We start from the raw sequence: 17,570 nt of genomic DNA on the forward strand, positions 1-17,570 counted from the left end.
TGCTGTGATCTCCAACATATTCTGTCCTGCAGAATTTTTTGGTGCCTATCCCGCGGCCCGTCAGCTGCCCGCTGCACCGTCCACCGGATTCGCCGCGATGTCCAGCTCCAGCTGGCGCCGGGTTTCCATCATCACGCCCACCAGTCCGGCGTCGAACAGCGGCCGGAACCGGGCCACCGGAGTCGCCACGCTCAACGCGCCCACCACCATGCCCCGGCCGTTGCGCAGGGCCATCCCAAAGGCGCTGATGCCCTCCTCGGTGCCCTCGAAGTTGGCAGCGAATCCGTTGGTCCGCACCGACTCAAGCTCGCGCAGGAAGGCCGGGTACTCGGCGTCGGGAATGTAGTCCCCGGCGAGCTCCGCGTTGGGGCTGCGGAACAGCTGCTCCAGTGCGGCCGGTTCCAGCTCGGCCAGGATGGCCTTGCCGCCGGATGCCTTGTGCGCCGGAAGCAATGTCCCCTGGCGGTCTCCCACGCGCAGGATGTTCGAGCTTTCCACCGTGTCCAGGAACCGGACCTTGGTGCCCACCCGGATCATCAGGTTGACGGTCTCGTTGGTGCGGGCGCACAGCACTTCCATGTGGGGCCGGGAGATGTCCCGCAGCTGCCGGGTCCAGCTGAACCCGGCGGGGCCGGCGCCCATGGCCGGACCCGGCACGTAGCGCCGCGTCTCGTCCTGGACGGCAAAACCGCGGTACACCAGCATGGCCAGCAGGCGGTGCGCTGTGGACGGGGCCACGCCCAGTTCCGCTGCGGCGTCCTTGAGCCGCAGGCTGCCCACGTCCCGCAGGAGCTGCAGGAGCTGCAGGGCGTTGTCCACCGCCTCAATGGAGTAAGTGGGCTTCCGACGGGCAGGAAGATTCTGCATAACAGAATCTTATGGGCCACCCGTTATGACTGCCAGCACAGTGGTGGGATGAATCACACAACTTCCGCTGCAGCGCCGCAGCGCATGGCCGCCCCCGCCCCGGGCGCAGGCTTTTCCGGGTTTCCCCGGCGTTCCGTGCTCGCCGTCCTGGTGTGCTGGCTGCTGGTCGTTTTCGACGGCTATGACCTGATCGTGTATGGCACCGTCCAAGGCTCGCTCATCAGCGACACAGGCTGGGGCCTGACCAAGGCCACGGCCGGAACCATCGGTTCGATGGCCTTCGTCGGCATGATGATCGGGGCGGTCTTCGCCGGCCGCATGTCCGATACCTGGGGCCGGCGGCGGACCATCATCGGCTGCGCCGTCGTGTTCTCCCTCTTCACCATCCTCTGTGCGTTTGCACCCAACGCACCCGTCTTCGGCGGCCTGCGGCTCCTGGCAGGCATCGGCCTTGGCGGCCTGGTCCCGTCCGCCAACGCCCTGGTGGCCGAGCTGGTTCCGGAAAAGTGGCGCTCCACCATCGCCACCCTGATGATGTCCGGCGTTCCCATCGGCGGTTCCATCGCCGCCCTCGTCGGCATCCCGCTCATTCCGGCCTTCGGCTGGCCGGTGATGTTCCTGGTGGCCGTCGTCGCCCTCGTGGTGGTGATCCCGCTGGGGATCCGCTGCCTGCCGGAAACGCTGGCCCCCGCCAGAACGGGCGCCGCCGGGGGCAGCGCCACCAAGGAATCCGTCGGCTTCGGCTCCCTGCTCCGGGCACCCTACCTCGGCATCAGCGTGCTGTTCGCCATCGGCACCCTGGTGACCCTGTTCGCCTGGTACGGGCTGGGTACCTGGCTGCCCAACCTGATGCAACTGGCCGGCTACAACCTCGGCTCCGCCCTGACGTTCGCGCTGGCACTCAACCTCGGTGCCGTGGCGGGCTCGGTGCTGACGGCCTGGGCCGGCACCCGCTTCGGGCCGATCCCCACGGCCATCGCGGCAGCGGCTGTGGCCGCCGTCGCCCTGGTGGTCCTGGTGACCGGGCCGCCTGTCGCCGTCGTCTACTTCATGCTGGTGCTTGCCGGCGTGGGAACGCACGGCACCCAATGCCTCATCATCGCCGCCGTGGCCAGCCACTACCCCGCACACCTCCGCGGTACCGCCCTTGGCTGGTCCCTCGGCGTGGGCCGGATCGGAGCGGTGGCCGCACCGCAGGCCGGCGGGCTCCTGCTCGCAGCGGGCCTCGGCGTGAATTCAAACTTCCTGGCCTTTGCCGGAGCAGCAGCCGCAGCGGCAGTCCTGATCGCTGCAGTCGGCATCAAAATCAAGAAATCAACAGCAGTAGGAGTTTCCAATGTCTAACGTCAAAGATGCCACCGATGTCCTGGTGGTGGGTGGCGGCATGGCCGGACTGGCCGGCGCGCTGGCACTGCGCGAAAACGGCGCCGACGTCACGCTCGTTGAGGTGGCACCGGCCTTCGGTGAAGTGGGTGCCGGACTGCAAATGGCCCCCAACGCCTCCCGCGTCCTCAAGCGCTGGGGCCTGCTGGAAAAGGCCCTGGAAATCGGCGTCCAGCCCAAGCACCTGGTGTTCCGCGACGCGGTCACGGGGGAGGAACTGACCCGCCAGACCTTGGGCGGTGAGTTCGAGGAACGCTACGGCGCCCCCTACGTGGTGATCCACCGCAGCGACCTGCACCGGATCCTGCTCGAAGCATGCCAGGCAGCCGGCGTCACACTGGTGAACGACGTCCTGGTGCAGAAAGTGGAAACCGACGGCGACCGGGCGCGGGCCTACAGCGCCAAGGGCGAGGTTTTCGAAGCCGACGCCATCCTGGCTGCGGACGGGCTGAAGTCCACACTCCGCGGCACCGTTGCCAATGACGGCCCGGTGAACTCGGCTTACGTGGCGTACCGAGGCACCGTGCCGATCACGGAGGAGACCCCCGCTGCGGACCTGGAGGACGTCATTGTCTACCTCGGCCCCAACTGCCACCTGGTCCAGTACCCCCTGCGGAAGGGCCAACTGCTCAACACCGTGGCAGTGTTCAAGTCGCCCTCCTTTGAACGCGGCGAGGAGCAGTACGGCGGCGTGGACGAACTGGAAGCGGCCTACAAGGACTGCGTCCCGGCCGTGCAGGAAGCCTTGAAAAACCTGGCCACCGGCATCCGCTGGCCCATGTACGACCGCAACCCAATCGAAAACTGGGTGTCCGGCCGCATGGCGTTGATCGGCGACGCCGCGCACCCGATGCTGCAGTACCTGGCCCAGGGTGCCTGCCAGGCGCTGGAGGACGCGGCGGTGCTTCAGGATGCCACCAGCAACCGCGTCTTCACGCCCGAAGGCATCGACGCCAGTGCGTGGGAGGATGCGTTCCGCGAGTTCAACGAAACCCGCGCAGCCCGCACCGCCCGCGTCCAGCGAACCGCCCGCATCTGGGGCGAGTCCTGGCACGTTGGCGGCGTGGCCCGCGTCCTGCGGAACATGCTGTTCAAGAGCCGCGGCGACAACAACTTCCAGTACAATGACTGGCTCTACGGCCGCAACGAGCCCGGTGCCCCGGCCGAGGTTCCGGCCGGAGCCAAGCTAGTGGAAGCCTAAGCACCGCGAACTAAGGCGGGCGTACGACGGCGGGTGGCTCCCGGCGTCGTACGCCCGCCTTTTTGCGTGGGCGGGTTGGCGTCTGACGCCCATCGATTGCTCCCCATGTGTCGTTTTGACGCCTGAAAACGACAACTACGGAGCAATGGATTGGGGGTTAGGCCGGCGCGGGGCCGGTCGATTCCCGGATGGTGAGGTGCGTGGGCATGACGGCCAGCTGGCGGGTGGCGCTGCCGGGCAGCGGGTTGAGCTGGGCCAGCAGCATGGACACTGCCACCCTGCCCGCCTGTTCGATGGGGCTGGAGATGGTGGTCAATGGCGGATTGCAGAAGTCGGCGCCGAAGATGTCGTCCGATCCGATGATGCTCATGTCCTGGGGGACCCGGATGCCACGGGCCTGCAGGCGCTGCAGCATGCCGATGGCGAGCAGGTCATTGAAGACGATGCAGGCAGTTGCCCCGGTCCTGACAGCTGCGTCGGCCGCCGCAGCCCCTGATGTGGTCTTGGGGGTGTACGGGCCGATCCTGTGCACCTCCATCCCGCGCTTGGTGGCATCTTCTTCGAAGACCTTCCACCGCATCTGGTTGGACCACGACGTCGGCGGGCCGGCAACGTAGCAGACCTTGTGATGGCCCAGCGAGGCCAGGTGCTCCAGGGCCTGGATGATGGCGGACGGCGTATCAATCATCACCGTCGGGGCGCTGGTGGAGGCCCGGTTGAAGGTCACCAGGGGCTGTGACTGTGACACCTCCGCAAGCTGGGCGTCGGACAGGCGTGAGGCGGCAAGGATGAATCCGTCCGCGGATTTCCGCATCTTATGCAGCGCGTCCAGTTCCATCTCGCTGGACTCCTCGGTGTCCACCAGCAGCTGCGTGACACCAGCGGCCTTGAGCTGGTGCTGGGTGCCGCGAATGATGTCGAAGTAGAACGGGTTGGTGATATCGGGCACCAGGACGGCCACGGCGTTGGTCCGCCCCGAACTGAGCCCGCGTGCCTGGGAGCTGGGTACGTAGTTGAGCTGGGCGGCAGCCTCTTCGATCCGCAGGCGGGTGCGCGGATTCACCCTGTCCGGGCGTGCCAGGGCCCGTGACACGGTGGAGGTGGCAACCCCGGCGAGCTCGGCAACGTCGCGGATGGTGGGGGGCCGGTCCCGCTGGGCACCAGCGTCGAACCCTGCCGGGCGGGACGCTTTCATGGTGGGGTCTGCCATCGCTGCGGCCTTTCCTCGCGGACCGGCAAAGCCGGCCTAATGGGGCTCCCAAGGCTACTCACCGGGGGATTCCTGATGCACCTATCTGAGCATTTATGGCAATTTTTGGCAACCGCTTGCCACACGCTTGCCACCTTCCTAGACTGACTCTCGAGTCGCCTGCAGTGATCTCCGCCACAGGACGGATGTGGCCATGCGGGTGTCCTAGAGGAGAAAAACAATGAGGTTTAAATCGACTACTGGGCTCGCGGCAATTGTCACGGCTGCAGCACTCGCCCTGACCGGTTGTGGGTCCGGAGGCTCCGGAAGCGGCGGAGGTTCCAACGCCGGCGGGAAAGTGGACGGAACGGGCAAGACCCTCAATGTCCTGACAGGCGTCCTGGCCCAGTACCCCGAACAGCAGAAACAGTGGCAAAGCGACATCGCCGCCAAGTTCAAGGCTGAGACCGGCGCCGACGTGAAATTTGAGACCTTCGCCTCCGCCAATGACGAGCTCACCCGTATCCAGACCTCGGTGGTATCCGGCCAGGGACCTGACATCTACGGCCTCGGCACCACGTTTACCCCCACCGCCTACGCCACCAAAGCATTCGTCACCCTCTCGGATGATGACTGGAAGGCAGTAGGCGGCAAAGACCGCTTCAACCCCGCCGCACTCGGCATTTCCGGTCCGGACAAAGACCACCAGGCAGGCATCCCGTTCGTGAGCCGTCCGTTCGTGATGGCCTACAACAAGGACCTGCTGGCAGCGGCCGGCATCGACAAGCCCGCCACCACCTGGGACGAACTGGCAGCCCAGGCAAAGAAGATGACCAAGGGTGATACCTACGGCATCGCCACCGGCTATAAGGACAACTACGATCCCTGGAAGTTCATCTGGGCCATGTCCGTGCAGGCCGGCAACCCCCTGGTTGACGGGAACAAACTGAAGTTGGACGATCCCGCCGTCAAGAAGGCGTACCAGACCTACTTCGGCTGGCTGACCGACGACAAGGTTGTTGACCCTGCTTCCGTCGGCTGGAGCAACAGCAACGCCGTGGCGGCCTTTGCCAGCGGCAAGGCCGGCTACCTGATGATGACCACTGGCACCTCTATCCCGACGCTCGATAAGTCGGCCATTGCCGGCAAATACGAGTACACGCTGATGCCCACCATCCCCCCGGGTGAGACGCAGTCCAAGTCCGACGGCGACGCCGCCAGCATCCTCTCCGGTGACAACCTGGTGGTGGCCGACTACTCCAAGCAGAAGGACCTCGCGTTCGCGTACATCAAGCTGATCACGTCCAAGGATGAGCAGTTGAACTACCAGAAGATCTTCGGCGATTTGCCGGCCAACGCCGAGGCGCTGGCGAGCCTGACCGATCCGAAGCTCAAGCCGATGGCTGACGCCGCTGCCAAGTCCAAGGCGACACCCTTTACCGGCGCCTGGGGCGACATCCAGCTCGCCCTCCTGAATGTCACCGTCCAGTCCATTCCGGACCTGGCCGCCGGCAAGGTGGACGAGTCCGCCCTGGACCAAAGGATCAAGGACGCCCAGAACAAGGGCCAGGCATCCCTGGACCGCGCCTCCAAAGGATAAGTCCTGATGTCAACCGACGCCTCACATGAAGTCCGGCTTGCGGCGGATACCGCCGCAAGCCGGGCGCCCCGGAACACAGACGACGCCGGGCAGCAGCCCGGCCACAAGGGCGGGAAGCGCCGCAAGGGACTGAGCGAACGCAACCGGCCGCTTTGGATGCTGATCCCCGGCGGGGCATTGATGATCATCATCATCGTGCTCCCGCTCCTGCTGGGCATCTACATGTCGGTCCTCAACCTGGACCAGTACACCCTGCGGAAGTGGATCAGCGCACCGCTCATCGGAGCCGAAAACTTCGTTGAAGCTGTCACTGCTTCGCCGCTGCTGCACGCCGTCTGGCTCAGCGTCAGCTACTCGTTCCTGGCCATGGTGGTGACGCTGCCGCTGGGCATCGCCGCCGCGGTGGCTACCCAGAACGCCTTCAAGGGCCGCGCGGTGATCCGGTCGATCTTCCTGATTCCCTACGTCCTCCCATCCTTCGTGGTGGCCACCGTCTGGCGGACCATGCTCCAGCCCGGCGGGATCGTGGACGAGGCCTTGGGGACCGTGGGCATCCACGTTGGGCTGTGGCTCAACGGCCCCCAAACCTTCTGGACGCTGGTCCTAGTGCAGATCTGGGCCTCCTGGCCGTTCATCTACCTGTTGGCGCTGTCCGGCCTGCAGTCCGTGGACCACGAAGTGCATGAAGCTTCGGCCCTGGACGGGGCACTGTGGTGGAACAAGCTGCGGTACGTGATCTTCCCCTACCTCAAGGGCCCGCTGGCGCTGGCGTTCCTGATCGGGATGCTGCACCACATCAACAACTTCACCCTTCCGTTCGTGCTGTTCGGCGTCCCGGCCCCGTCCGACGTCGAAGTCCTGCCCATCCTGACGTACGTCACCAGCTTCCAGAGCTTCCGCTTTGGCCTGAGCGCCGCGATGGCCTTCATTTCCCTGGTGCTCATCGCCATCCCGCTGTTCGTCTACCTCCGCGCCGTCAAACTTGACGACGCCGAAAGACCAGGAGGCAAAAAATGAGCGCCACGACAGCCACCCGGCAGAGTGCGCCAACGTTTGAAGTCGACCGTCCAGGCTCGCACCGGCAGCACGAGGTGCTGCGGCTGCTCCCGACCCCGCTGCTGATTTTCGTCCTGGTGTTCCTGGGTGCCCTGGTCCTGGTTCCCGTGCTGTACATCTTCCTGGCCTCGGTGAACTCGGACATCGGGGTGGCCAACGGGGAGTTCTGGCCCTCAACGGTCACGTTCGAGAACTACTCGAAGATCTGGACCAGCGTGGGCCTTGCCACCGGTTTGGCCAACAGCGTCCTGGTGGCCGGCGCCACCGCAGTGGTTTCGGCCGCACTGTCCGTATCCACCGCCTTCGTGCTGGTGCGCTACACCTTCCGCGGGCGGCTCACCATCCTCCGCGGCCTGCTGGCCCTGCAGTCCGTGCCCGGAACCCTGATGGTACTGCCGGTCTTTGTCCTCTTTTCCTCGGCCGCGACCTACCTGGGGATCCAGGTCATCGGAACCCAGTGGGGCCTGTTCGTCACCTACCTGACGTTCGCCATGCCGTTCTCCACCTGGGTGATGGTCACCTACCTCCGCGGGCTTCCCAAGGAGCTGGAAGAAGCGGCAAGGATCGACGGCGCCTCCAACCTTGGAGTGCTTTTCCGCATCATCCTGCCGCTCAGCTGGCCCGGCATCGTTGTCTCCGGCATCTTCGCGTTCCTGCTCGGCTGGAACGACGTGCTGTTCGCCTCGGTGATGACGCGCCCGGAAAGCCAGACGGCCGCCGTCGCCCTTCAGATCTTTGGTGCCTCCCAGGAAGGCGGCGCCATTCCCTATTACGGCCAGATGATGGCTGCGGCACTGGTGTGTGCCGCTCCCGTGGTCATTCTTTACCTGATTTTCCAGCGTTACCTAGTAGGCGGGCTGACCGCCGGAGGAGTTAAATAACCATGGTTTCGACCACCCAGGTCACCTGGCAGCTGTCAGGCTTCGGCGATGAGATCGACGACGACCCCGCAGTCCAGATCGCAGTGCTGCAGGCCCTCGGCGCCAACCACATCGAGGTCCGCAGCGCGTGGGGCACCAACATCGTGGACCTCAGCGACGAACAGCTCAAGGCCCTCGCCTCCCTGCTGGCGGAGAAGGAGATGAAGGTCTCCGCCATCGCCTCGCCCATCGGGAAGGTGGATGTCAGCCTGCCCGTGGAGCACGAGGTGGAGCGCCTGCGCCGGGCGGTCAACGCCGCCAAGGTGCTGGACGCAAAGTACATCCGGATCTTCTCCTTCTACTACGGCGAGTCCGTGCAGGTGGAGAGCATCCGGGACGCCGTCATGGAACGCATGCGGGCCCTCGCCGCTGTTGCGGAGGAAGGCGGGGTGATCCTCCTCCACGAGAACGAAAAGGACATCTTCGGGGACGTCCCGGACCGGGTCCTGGACATCATCGAGACCGTCAACTCGCCCGCCCTCAAGGTTGCCTGGGATGCAGCGAACTTCGTCCAGGTGGGGGTCAAACCCTTCGACGAGGGGTACGCCAAGCTGCGGCCGCACCTGGAGTACCTGCAGGTCAAGGACGCCCTCTTCGCCAACGGCCACGTCACGCCGGCCGGTGAGGGCGACGGGGACCTGCTGAAGACCGTGGAGGCCCTCAAGGCCGACGGCTACCAGGGCTTCGCCTCCCTGGAGCCGCACCTGGCCGGAGCCCACGGACTCGGCGGATTCTCCGGCCCCACCGCTTTCGGCATTGCAGCACGCGCCTTCGCAAAAGTCACCGCAGAAGCAGGAGTCCAGACCGCATGAGCACCTTGAACGTAGCCATCACCGGGTGCGGCGTCATTGGCCGCACCCACGCCGTAGCCCTGCAGCAGTTCCCGGAGGTGCAGATAGTCGCCCTCGTCGATGCCATCCCTGCCGCCGCCGAAGCGCTTGCCGATTTTGTCGAGAAGCAGGGCGGCCCGCGGCCGCCGCAGTTCAGCACCCTGGCCGAAGCCTTCGAGTCCGAGGACATTGACCTCGTGGCACTGGCCACCCCCAGCGGCCTCCACATCCAGCAGGGCCTGGAGGTCCTGGCCGCCGGCAAGCACGTGGTGATTGAAAAGCCCCTCGACGTGGACCTTACGCGGGCCCAGGAGATTGAAGCAGCCGCAAAGGAAGCCGCGGAAAAGGGGGTCGTTGCCTCGGTCATCAGCCAGCACCGGTTCGACCAGTCCAGCGTGGCTGTCGCCGACGCCATCGCCAAGGGCCGGTTCGGCCGGCTGACCTCGGCTATCGCTTCGGTTGCCTGGTGGCGCAGCCAAGGCTACTACGACTCCGGTGACTGGCGCGGTACCTGGGCCATGGACGGCGGCGGTGCCCTGATGAACCAGGGCGTCCACACCGTGGACCTGCTCCTGTGGTTCATGGGACGCCCCGTGGAAATCCACGCGCACACCGCCCTGCTGGCCCACGAGCGCATCGAGGTGGAGGACACCGCCGTAGCCACCGTCACCTTTGAAAACGGCGGACTGGCAGTCCTGCACGCCACCACCTCCGCCTACCCCGGGCTGACCGTCCGGGTCCAGCTCATGGGATCCGAAGGATCAGCCGTGGTGGACAACGACCGGCTCCAGTACTTCCACAGCAAGGACGCCGGCGGTGAGTCCGCGGACATGGGTCTCCAGGGCGGCGGCAACCAGGCCGACCAGGAACTGGCCAAGTACCCGGTGGAGGACTACAAGGCCGCGGACCCCACCACGTATCCCGCCGGCCACGTGCGGCAATACCGGGACATCCTGGCCGCCATCGCCGGCGGCCGGCAGCCCGGCGTCACCGTCAGCGACGCGGTCAACGCGCTCGCGGCCGTGCGCTCCGTCTACGTTTCGGCCACCCTCGGCCAGCCCGTCCTCTTCGACGACGTCCTTGCAGGCAAGTACAACGACCTTGAAGTCCGCACCGGCAGCTCCGCGGCAGAAAGCGCCTGACACCATGAAGTTTTCAGTATTTACGGCATCAACCCCCGATTGGACTCCGGAAGAGGCAGTGAAGCACCTCGCCGACCAGGGCTGGGACGGCGTCGAATGGCGCATCACGGACCAGGCTGACGCCGCAGCACCAGGGTTCTGGGCCGGCAACAGGGCCACCATCCCGCTCACGGGAATGGAAGACCACCTGGACCGCATCGCCTCCCTTAGCAGCGGGGCGGGGCTGGAGTTTTCCGGAATCGGCGGATACGCGCGGTGCGACAACCATGCGGACGTGGACCGGATGCTTGCCGCAACGGCCAGGCTGGGTGCGGAGAAGGTCAGGGTAACCACGCTTCCGCTGGGAACCGCGGCATGGGGAAACGAACCTGCCAGCGGCACGCCCTACCCGGAGCTCTTCGCGGCAGCCCGGCGTGACTTCGAATGGATTGCCGAGCGGGCAGCACACCACGGAGTGAAGGCGCTGGTGGAACTGCATCACCGGACCATCACCGCCTCCGCTTCCTCCGCCCTGCGGCTGCTGGACGGATTGGATCCGCGGCATGTAGGCGTCATCCATGACCTGGGAAACCTCCTCATCGAAGGGCAGGAGGACTATCTGCCGGCCTTTGAGCTCCTGGGCGACTACCTGGCCCACGTGCACGTCAAGAACGCGGTATGGGTCAACAGCGGGGAAACCGATGAGTCCGGTGCCGCGGTCTACCGCAACGAATGGGCTCCGCTCCGTTCCGGCCAGGGCAGCGTGCTGCAGTACTTCAAGGCACTCGCGGCCTTCGGCTATGACGGATGGGTGACCGTGGAGGACTTCTCCACCGAGCTCCCGTTGGCCGAACGCACCGCGGACAACCTTGACTACCTCCGCTCCACGGCTGCCCTGGCTGGGCTCTCCGTCGCGGCAGGGAGGCGGTGAGCCATGGGCCAGCCAATAGCGGACCACCCGGACCGGCTGCTGCCGGCTGATCCCGGCGTCCGGGAGGTTGCGCGGTCGCTCTTCAACAAGGTGGAGGGGCTGCCAATCATCTCCCCCCACGGGCACGTGGACGCGGCGGTCATCGAGCAGAACACTCCCTTTCCTGACCCTGCCGCGCTCCTGGTCACTCCGGACCATTACGTCACCCGGCTGATCCACGCCGGCGGGGTGCCCATGGACCAGCTGGGCCTCGGAAGCAGGCCGGCCGATTCACGGCAGGTGTGGCGCCACTTTTGCGAGGCGTGGCCCAGTTTCGAGGGAACGGCATCCGGTTACTGGATCCGGCAGGAGTTCGCCCACGTTTTCGGCATCAGCGGGGAGCCGTCCGCGGACAACGCCGACCAGCTCTACGATGCCTTGCAGGCCAAACTCTCCGAGCCGGGCTTCCGGCCGCGCGAGCTGTTCAAGGAATTCAACATCGAGGTGCTCGCCACCACCGATGATCCACTGGACTCGCTGGAGAGCCACGCTGCCCTGCACGCCGACCCCTCGTTCGCAGCCCGCGTGCTGCCCACCTTCCGGCCGGACCAGTACCTGAACATGGCGCACCCGGCCTGGCAGGACAACGTGGAACGCCTCATCGGAGCTGCCGGGGACGGCGCCTCCGGCTATGCGGGGTACATCAAAGCCCTCGAGGCGCGCCGGCGCCACTTCGTGGAGCGCGGCGCGGTGTCCGCGGACCATGGCGTGTTCACGCCCGCCACGCTGAAACTGGACGACGCCGAGGCGGAGCGGCTTTTCGAGCGCGGCCGGACGGGGCAGGCGACTGCTTCAGACAGGGATGCCTTCGAAGCGCACATGATCTACCAGATGGCGCGGATGTCGGTGGAGGACGGACTGGTCATGACCATCCACCCAGGCTCCTTCCGCAACCACCACACGCCCACGTTCGAGACCTTCGGCGCGGACACCGGCCACGACATCCCCGTGGCGGTGAACTACACCGAGGCCGTGCGCCCGCTCCTGCAGGACTTCGGAACGGCCAAGGACTTCCACCTGGTCCTGTTCACCCTGGACGAGACCGTGTTCTCCCGGGAGCTGGCCCCGCTGGCCGGGTTCTACCCGTCCGTGTACCTGGGTGCGCCGTGGTGGTTCCTGGACGCGCCGGATGCCATGCTCCGCTTCCGCTCGGCGGTGACGGAGACGGCGGGGTTCTCCCGGTCCTCGGGCTTCATCGACGACACCCGGGCGTTCTGCTCCATCCCCGCCCGGCATGACACGGCCCGCCGGATCGAGGCGTCGTTCCTGGCGCGCCTGGTGGCCGAGCACCGGATCACCGAGGAACGGGCCCACGAACTGATCGTGGACATCATCGACGCATCGCCACGGCGGGTGTTCAAGCTGTGAATGCCGCGCCGCCTGTACTGGGCTCACTCCCTGTCCTGGACCGCAGCCTGAAGCCACTGCCTAAGGCTCCGGTCCGCATCGTGCACCTTGGCCTGGGGGCGTTCCACCGGTCCCACCAGGCCTGGTACACCCAGCACGCCCCTGACGCCGCGGAGTGGGGGATCGCGGCGTTCACCGGCCGCCGTCCGGACGCTGCGGAGGCGCTTTCCGCCCAGGATTGCCTTTACACCTTGGTGGAACGCTCCGCAGACGGCGACAGCTTCGAAGTCATCGGCAGCATCGTGGAGGCGGCGGACGGGGCCAACATTGCCCGGCTCTGCGAGCTTATCGCGGCGAAGGAGACGGCGGTGGTCACGCTGACCATCACAGAGGCTGCGTATGGGCTTGCGGCAGATGGAACGTTCGCCGGCGGCGCTCCCGGTGTGGCGGACGACCTCCGTGCGCTGTCGGCAGCGGCGTCCGGGGAGGCCGGAGTGCCCGGCACGCCGCTGGGCCGCCTGGTGCTGGCCCTCGCCAGGCGCCGCGACAGCGGCGCGGGACCGATCGCCGTCGTCAGCTGTGACAACCTGTCCGCCAACGGTGAGGTGGCCCGCCGGGCGATTCTGGGCCTGGCCTCCGGATGGGGCCCCGGGCTGGCGGAGTGGATCGAAGCGAACGTCACCTTCGTGAGTACTTCCGTGGACCGGATCACCCCCCGGACCACCGAGGAAGACACCGCGGAAGTGGCAGAGCAGTGCGGCTACACCGACAGTTCGCCGGTGGTGGCCGAACCTTTCCGCAACTGGGTGCTCAGCGGGGACTTCCCCGCCGGGCGTCCACGCTGGGAGGACGCGGGCGCCGTCGTGGTTGACGACATTGAACCGTACGAGAACCGGAAGCTGTGGCTCCTCAACGGGTCGCATTCCATCCTGGCGTATGCCGGGCAGCTCCGTGGGCACGCCACCGTGGCCGATGCCCTGTCAGACCCGGCCTGCCGGAAGGCCGTGGAGGACTTCTGGGACGAGGCCGCGCACCATCTGCAGTCTCCAGGACTGGACATTCCCGCGTACCGGCAGGCGCTGCTGGAACGGTTCGGTAATGCCCGGATCGCCCACCGCCTTGCCCAAATCGCTGCCGACGGCACCACCAAGCTTCGGATGCGCGCCGTGCCCGTTATGACGGCGGAGCGGGCCCGTGGCCGGACCGGCAGCGGGGCCGCCCTGATGCTTGCCGCCTGGATCGACTATGTTGCTGCCACCCAGGACTTCCAGGACCCGCTGGCCGCTGACATCCACGCTGCCAACGCGCTTGAGGGCAGCGAGAGGGTAGAGGCCCTGCTCGGCCTGGTCAGCGCGGACATCGCCGACGACCCCGGCGTTGTTTCGCTGGTCCACGGGCTGTGCGGATCCATCGCAGCCCGGACCGCCACTCCCTCACCTCTTTAGACCCTGCTTTTTACTTCCGGAAGGAACAGATAAACCCCATGAAGATCATTGCCGCCGATGTGTTTGTGACCAGTCCGTCCCGGAATTTTGTGACGCTCCGGATTACGACGGAGGACGGGGTGACGGGGATTGGTGATGCCACGTTGAATGGGCGTGAGTTGGCTGTTGCCGCGTATTTGAAGGAGCACGTGGCGCAGTTGTTGATCGGGAAGGATCCGCACCGGATTGAGGATACGTGGCAGTTCCTGTACCGGTCTTCGTATTGGCGGCGTGGTCCGGTGACGATGGCGGCGATCGCTGCGGTGGATATGGCTCTTTGGGATATTAAGGGCAAGATCGCCGGGCTCCCGGTGTACCAGTTGCTCGGTGGGGCGTCGCGGAACGGGTTGCGGGCGTACGGGCATGCCTCGGGTGCGGATATTGAGTCGTTGTTTGATTCGGTGCGCGAGCATCTGGAGTTGGGGTATAAGTCGATCCGGATCCAGACGGCGGTGCCGGGGATCAAGGCGTTGTATGGGGTTGCGGCGCAGGCGCAGGCGTCGGGGGAGCGGTATGACTATGAACCGGCGGGGCGGGGTGCGTTTCCGGTGGAGGAGGACTGGGACACCAGGGCGTACCTGCGGCATTTGCCGTCGGTGTTTGAGGCGGTGCGGAATGAGTTTGGTCCGGAGCTGCCGTTGCTGCATGACGGGCATCACCGGATGACGCCGATCCAGGCGGCGAAGCTGGGCAAGGCGTTGGAGCCGTATGACTTGTTCTGGTTGGAGGATTGCACGCCGGCGGAGAACCAGGAGGGGTTGCGCCTGGTGCGGCAGCACACCACCACGCCGTTGGCGATCGGGGAGGTCTTCAATACGGTGTGGGATTACCAGACGCTGATCAAGGAACAGCTGATCGATTACGTCCGGGCCGCGTCCACGCATTTTGGCGGGATTTCGCCGTTGAAGAAGGTGATGGATTTCGCTGCGCAGTACCAGATCAAGTCCGGGTTCCATGGGCCGACGGATATTTCCCCGGTGGGGTTCGCGGCGCAGCTGCATGTGGGGTTGGCGATCCATAACTACGGGATCCAGGAGTACATGCAGCACTCGGTGAAGACCAACGAGGTTTTTGAGCAGTCCATGACGTTCGTGGACGGCTACCTGCACCCGGGCGACAACCCCGGCATCGGCGTCGAATTCAACGAAGAAGCCGCCAACGCCTACCCGTACCAGCAGGCCTACCTGCCCTACAACCGCCTCGTCGACGGCACCGTCCACGACTGGTGAACGCGGCCACGACTGTTAACAAAAGCCACTGACCGGCAAGAAGGACAACTTTGGTGAGCAACAATAATCCCGCCCCCACTAAGCCCCGCGTGGTGGTCATGGGCGTCTCCGGCTGCGGCAAGACGACCGTGGGCGGCCTCGTAGCCCGCGAACTCGGGGTGCCGTTCCTCGATGGCGACTCGCTGCACCCGGGGGAGAACGTGGCCAAGATGGCAGCCGGCCACCCGTTGAGCGACGAGGACCGCTGGCCCTGGCTGGCAATCGTGGGACGTGAGCTGGCTGCCGCCGGCGACGGTGGCCTGGTCCTGGCCTGTTCGGCGCTGCGGCGGACCTACCGTGATGCAATCCGGGAACAGGCTCCGGACACCATCTTTCTCCATCTGAACGGCAGCAAGGAGGTCCTGGCGCAACGTGTGGGCGGCAGGGCCGGGCATTTCATGCCGCCCGCGCTGCTGGACTCCCAGCTCGCCACCCTGGAACCGCTGCAGGAGGACGAACGCGGCGTGGTGGTGGACATCGCCGCGCCCGTGCCGGATGTGGTGGCCGCGGCACTCAAGGGTCTTGCCGCCGTCGTACCTTCCGCTCAAGGGACGGCCGCCGCCCGTCCGCGGCAGTTCGACGTCGACCTTTCCGCCGCGCCGTTCAACCTCGACGGCGACGCGGTCGCCTGGGTGGAGGGCACCATTGGTTCCATGACGCTCGAGGAGAAGATCGGGCAGCTGTTCATCAACCACAACAACGACTACTCGCCCGAGTACCTCGACGGCGTGCTGGAGAACTACCACCTGGGCGGCATGCGCTACCGGCCGGGACCGTCCGCAGCCGTCCAGGAACACATCCGGTATGCGCAGTCCAGGTCCCGGATCCCGTTGCTGGTTGCGTCGAATCCGGAGATGGGCGGGGCCGGCAGCTGCGATGACGGCACGTTCGTGTGCACGCACCTGCAGGCGGGTTCGCACCCGGACAAGGCCATAGCCCGGCAGATGGGGCAGGTGGCAGGGGTGGAAACTGCGGCGCTGGGCTGCAACTGGGCGTTCGCGCCGATTGTGGACATCCACTACAACTGGCGGAACACCGTAATTTCCACGCGATCCTTTGGCAACACCCCGGAGATTGTGGTGGAACGGGCCAAGGAGTACTTCGACGGCATCAGTGAATCGCCCACCGTCTGCGCGATGAAGCATTTCCCCGGTGACGGCGTGGATGAGCGGGACCAGCACGTGGTCACGTCCTACAACACTTTCACTTATGACGAGTGGGACCGGACGTACGGGCACGTGTACCGGGAGATGATCGCGCACGGCGTGCAGTCCATCATGGTTGGCCACATCGGGGCCCCCGAGGTCTCCCGGCACTTCCGGCCCGGCCTGTCCGACGCCGAGGTCCTGCCTGCCACGCTGTCACCGGAACTGCTGCAGGACCTGCTGCGCGGGGAACTGGGGTTCAACGGCCTGGTGCTCACCGATGCTTCGCAGATGGTGGGCCTGACACAGGCGATGAAGCGCAAGGACCTGGTGCCTGCCACGATCGCTGCCGGCTGCGACATGTTCCTGTTCTTCCGGAACCCCGCCGAGGACTTCCAATACATGATGGACGGCTACAAGTCTGGGATCATCACCGAGCAGAGGCTGCATGATGCGCTGCGGCGCATCCTTGGGCTGAAGGCGTCGTTGGGGCTGCACCGGAAGGCTGCCGACCAGTTGGTGCCGCCTGCCGGGGCGCTTGCCGTCATTGGCTCCTCCGGGCACCGTGCCGTGGCTGCTGGGATTGCGGACAAGACGGTGACGCTGGTCAAGGACACGGCCGGAAACCTGCCCATCACCCCGGCCACCCACCCCCGGATCCGTTTGTACGGCATCTCCGGCGGGGCAGACTTTACCCGGGCCGATCCACTGGCCTACCTGGAAGTGGTGAAGGAGGAACTGGAAGCTGCCGGGTTCCAGGTCCACCTGTTCCGGACGGCAGAGCAGCGCGAGGCGGCGGGGGAGGCCGGCATGAACTTTCTGCGGGTCCTGGCGGAGGAAGCCACGGGGGACTACGCGGAGAAATACGATGCCGCATTTGTCTTCGCCAACGTGAAAGGCTTCGCGCAGGAGGCAGCCATCCGGATCAAATGGTCTTCTCCCATGGCTGCCGAAATCCCCTGGTACGCCACCGAGGTGCCCACTGTGTTCGTTTCCCTGAACCAGCCCAACCACCTGATTGATGTGCCGATGGTCAGGACCGCCATCCACGCCCATGCGGGAACGCGGGAGGCCATCCGGGCGGCCGTGGAGAAAATCCAGGGTAAATCGGAGTTCCAGGGCACGTTCAACGAGAACGTGTTTTGCGGGTCGTTTGATACGCGGCTTTAGGACTGGCTTTAGGACTACT

14 protein-coding genes are annotated in these 17,570 nt (G+C 65.8%); 12 read left to right on the forward strand and 2 right to left on the reverse strand.

What is annotated here, in order from left to right; all coding sequences use genetic code 11:
- Positions 1-60: 60 nt before the first annotated feature.
- Positions 61-867: an IclR family transcriptional regulator gene (locus tag ACIGJD_RS03110; RefSeq protein ID WP_483688256.1), complete on the reverse strand. Its 807-nt coding sequence runs from the start codon at positions 865-867 to the stop codon at positions 61-63.
- A 48-nt stretch (positions 868-915) separates the two neighbouring features.
- Between ACIGJD_RS03110 and ACIGJD_RS03115 the strand changes: the two genes are divergently transcribed.
- Together ACIGJD_RS03115 and ACIGJD_RS03120 are read left to right on the forward strand one after the other, a co-directional pair.
- Entirely contained in the window at positions 916-2,211 is a 1,296-nt protein-coding gene (locus ACIGJD_RS03115) for an MFS transporter (protein WP_483688257.1), read from the forward strand.
- A complete protein-coding gene (locus ACIGJD_RS03120; protein WP_483688258.1) occupies positions 2,204-3,451 on the forward strand; it encodes an FAD-dependent oxidoreductase in 1,248 nt (415 codons plus the stop codon). The genes ACIGJD_RS03115 and ACIGJD_RS03120 overlap by 8 nt, the downstream gene beginning before the upstream one ends.
- 157 nt (positions 3,452-3,608) lie before the next feature.
- Here the strand turns inward: ACIGJD_RS03120 and ACIGJD_RS03125 are convergent, their stop codons facing one another.
- Positions 3,609-4,661: a LacI family DNA-binding transcriptional regulator gene (locus ACIGJD_RS03125; protein ID WP_483688259.1), complete on the reverse strand. Its 1,053-nt coding sequence runs from the start codon at positions 4,659-4,661 to the stop codon at positions 3,609-3,611.
- Positions 4,662-4,881: 220 nt separating this feature from the next.
- Between ACIGJD_RS03125 and ACIGJD_RS03130 the strand changes: the two genes are divergently transcribed.
- The 10 genes from ACIGJD_RS03130 to ACIGJD_RS03175 all read left to right on the forward strand — a co-directional run bounded on the left by ACIGJD_RS03130 (position 4,882) and on the right by ACIGJD_RS03175 (position 17,551).
- Complete coding sequence (locus tag ACIGJD_RS03130) at positions 4,882-6,240, forward strand: ABC transporter substrate-binding protein (RefSeq protein WP_483688260.1); 1,359 nt, start codon at positions 4,882-4,884, stop codon at positions 6,238-6,240.
- A gap of 6 nt (positions 6,241-6,246) precedes the next feature.
- Complete coding sequence (locus ACIGJD_RS03135) at positions 6,247-7,257, forward strand: carbohydrate ABC transporter permease (RefSeq protein ID WP_483688261.1); 1,011 nt, start codon at positions 6,247-6,249, stop codon at positions 7,255-7,257.
- Positions 7,254-8,177 (forward strand): carbohydrate ABC transporter permease, encoded by a 924-nt coding sequence (locus ACIGJD_RS03140; protein ID WP_142131194.1) that lies wholly within the window; start codon positions 7,254-7,256, stop codon positions 8,175-8,177. Before ACIGJD_RS03135 ends, ACIGJD_RS03140 begins: the two co-directional genes overlap by 4 nt.
- A 2-nt stretch (positions 8,178-8,179) precedes the next feature.
- The gene (locus tag ACIGJD_RS03145) at positions 8,180-9,028 is read left to right on the forward strand and encodes a sugar phosphate isomerase/epimerase family protein (protein WP_483688262.1); all 849 of its coding nucleotides are present in this window, start codon (positions 8,180-8,182) and stop codon (positions 9,026-9,028) included.
- Entirely contained in the window at positions 9,025-10,188 is a 1,164-nt protein-coding gene (locus tag ACIGJD_RS03150; protein WP_483688263.1) for a Gfo/Idh/MocA family protein, read from the forward strand. Before ACIGJD_RS03145 ends, ACIGJD_RS03150 begins: the two co-directional genes overlap by 4 nt.
- Before the next feature lie 4 nt (positions 10,189-10,192).
- Positions 10,193-11,098, forward strand: a complete 906-nt coding sequence (locus ACIGJD_RS03155; protein WP_483688264.1) for a sugar phosphate isomerase/epimerase family protein — start codon at positions 10,193-10,195, stop codon at positions 11,096-11,098.
- A 3-nt stretch (positions 11,099-11,101) separates the two neighbouring features.
- Positions 11,102-12,505 (forward strand): glucuronate isomerase, encoded by a 1,404-nt coding sequence (gene uxaC / locus ACIGJD_RS03160; protein ID WP_483688265.1) that lies wholly within the window; start codon positions 11,102-11,104, stop codon positions 12,503-12,505.
- The gene (locus ACIGJD_RS03165; protein WP_483688266.1) at positions 12,502-13,929 is read left to right on the forward strand and encodes a mannitol dehydrogenase family protein; all 1,428 of its coding nucleotides are present in this window, start codon (positions 12,502-12,504) and stop codon (positions 13,927-13,929) included. Before uxaC ends, ACIGJD_RS03165 begins: the two co-directional genes overlap by 4 nt.
- 38 nt (positions 13,930-13,967) lie before the next feature.
- Entirely contained in the window at positions 13,968-15,197 is a 1,230-nt protein-coding gene (gene manD, locus ACIGJD_RS03170) for a D-mannonate dehydratase ManD (protein WP_483688267.1), read from the forward strand.
- A 98-nt stretch (positions 15,198-15,295) separates the two neighbouring features.
- A complete protein-coding gene (locus ACIGJD_RS03175) occupies positions 15,296-17,551 on the forward strand; it encodes a gluconokinase, GntK/IdnK-type (RefSeq protein ID WP_483689416.1) in 2,256 nt (751 codons plus the stop codon).
- The last annotated feature ends 19 nt before the right edge of the window (positions 17,552-17,570 follow it).

Source organism: Arthrobacter sp. E1SS-5 (genome assembly GCF_057073715.1).

What these genes read in the sequence shown, in the direction of transcription:
- ACIGJD_RS03110 (WP_483688256.1), bottom strand. Translation starts at nt 867, where the DNA reads ATGCAGAATCTTCCTGCCCGTCGGAAGCCCACTTACTCCATTGAGGCG.
- ACIGJD_RS03115 (WP_483688257.1), top strand. Translation starts at nt 916, where the DNA reads ATGAATCACACAACTTCCGCTGCAGCGCCGCAGCGCATGGCCGCCCCC.
- ACIGJD_RS03120 (WP_483688258.1), top strand. Translation starts at nt 2,204, where the DNA reads ATGTCTAACGTCAAAGATGCCACCGATGTCCTGGTGGTGGGTGGCGGC.
- ACIGJD_RS03125 (WP_483688259.1), bottom strand. Translation starts at nt 4,661, where the DNA reads ATGGCAGACCCCACCATGAAAGCGTCCCGCCCGGCAGGGTTCGACGCT.
- ACIGJD_RS03130 (WP_483688260.1), top strand. Translation starts at nt 4,882, where the DNA reads ATGAGGTTTAAATCGACTACTGGGCTCGCGGCAATTGTCACGGCTGCA.
- ACIGJD_RS03135 (WP_483688261.1), top strand. Translation starts at nt 6,247, where the DNA reads ATGTCAACCGACGCCTCACATGAAGTCCGGCTTGCGGCGGATACCGCC.
- ACIGJD_RS03140 (WP_142131194.1), top strand. Translation starts at nt 7,254, where the DNA reads ATGAGCGCCACGACAGCCACCCGGCAGAGTGCGCCAACGTTTGAAGTC.
- ACIGJD_RS03145 (WP_483688262.1), top strand. Translation starts at nt 8,180, where the DNA reads ATGGTTTCGACCACCCAGGTCACCTGGCAGCTGTCAGGCTTCGGCGAT.
- ACIGJD_RS03150 (WP_483688263.1), top strand. Translation starts at nt 9,025, where the DNA reads ATGAGCACCTTGAACGTAGCCATCACCGGGTGCGGCGTCATTGGCCGC.
- ACIGJD_RS03155 (WP_483688264.1), top strand. Translation starts at nt 10,193, where the DNA reads ATGAAGTTTTCAGTATTTACGGCATCAACCCCCGATTGGACTCCGGAA.
- uxaC (WP_483688265.1), top strand. Translation starts at nt 11,102, where the DNA reads ATGGGCCAGCCAATAGCGGACCACCCGGACCGGCTGCTGCCGGCTGAT.
- manD (WP_483688267.1), top strand. Translation starts at nt 13,968, where the DNA reads ATGAAGATCATTGCCGCCGATGTGTTTGTGACCAGTCCGTCCCGGAAT.
- ACIGJD_RS03175 (WP_483689416.1), top strand. Translation starts at nt 15,296, where the DNA reads ATGGGCGTCTCCGGCTGCGGCAAGACGACCGTGGGCGGCCTCGTAGCC.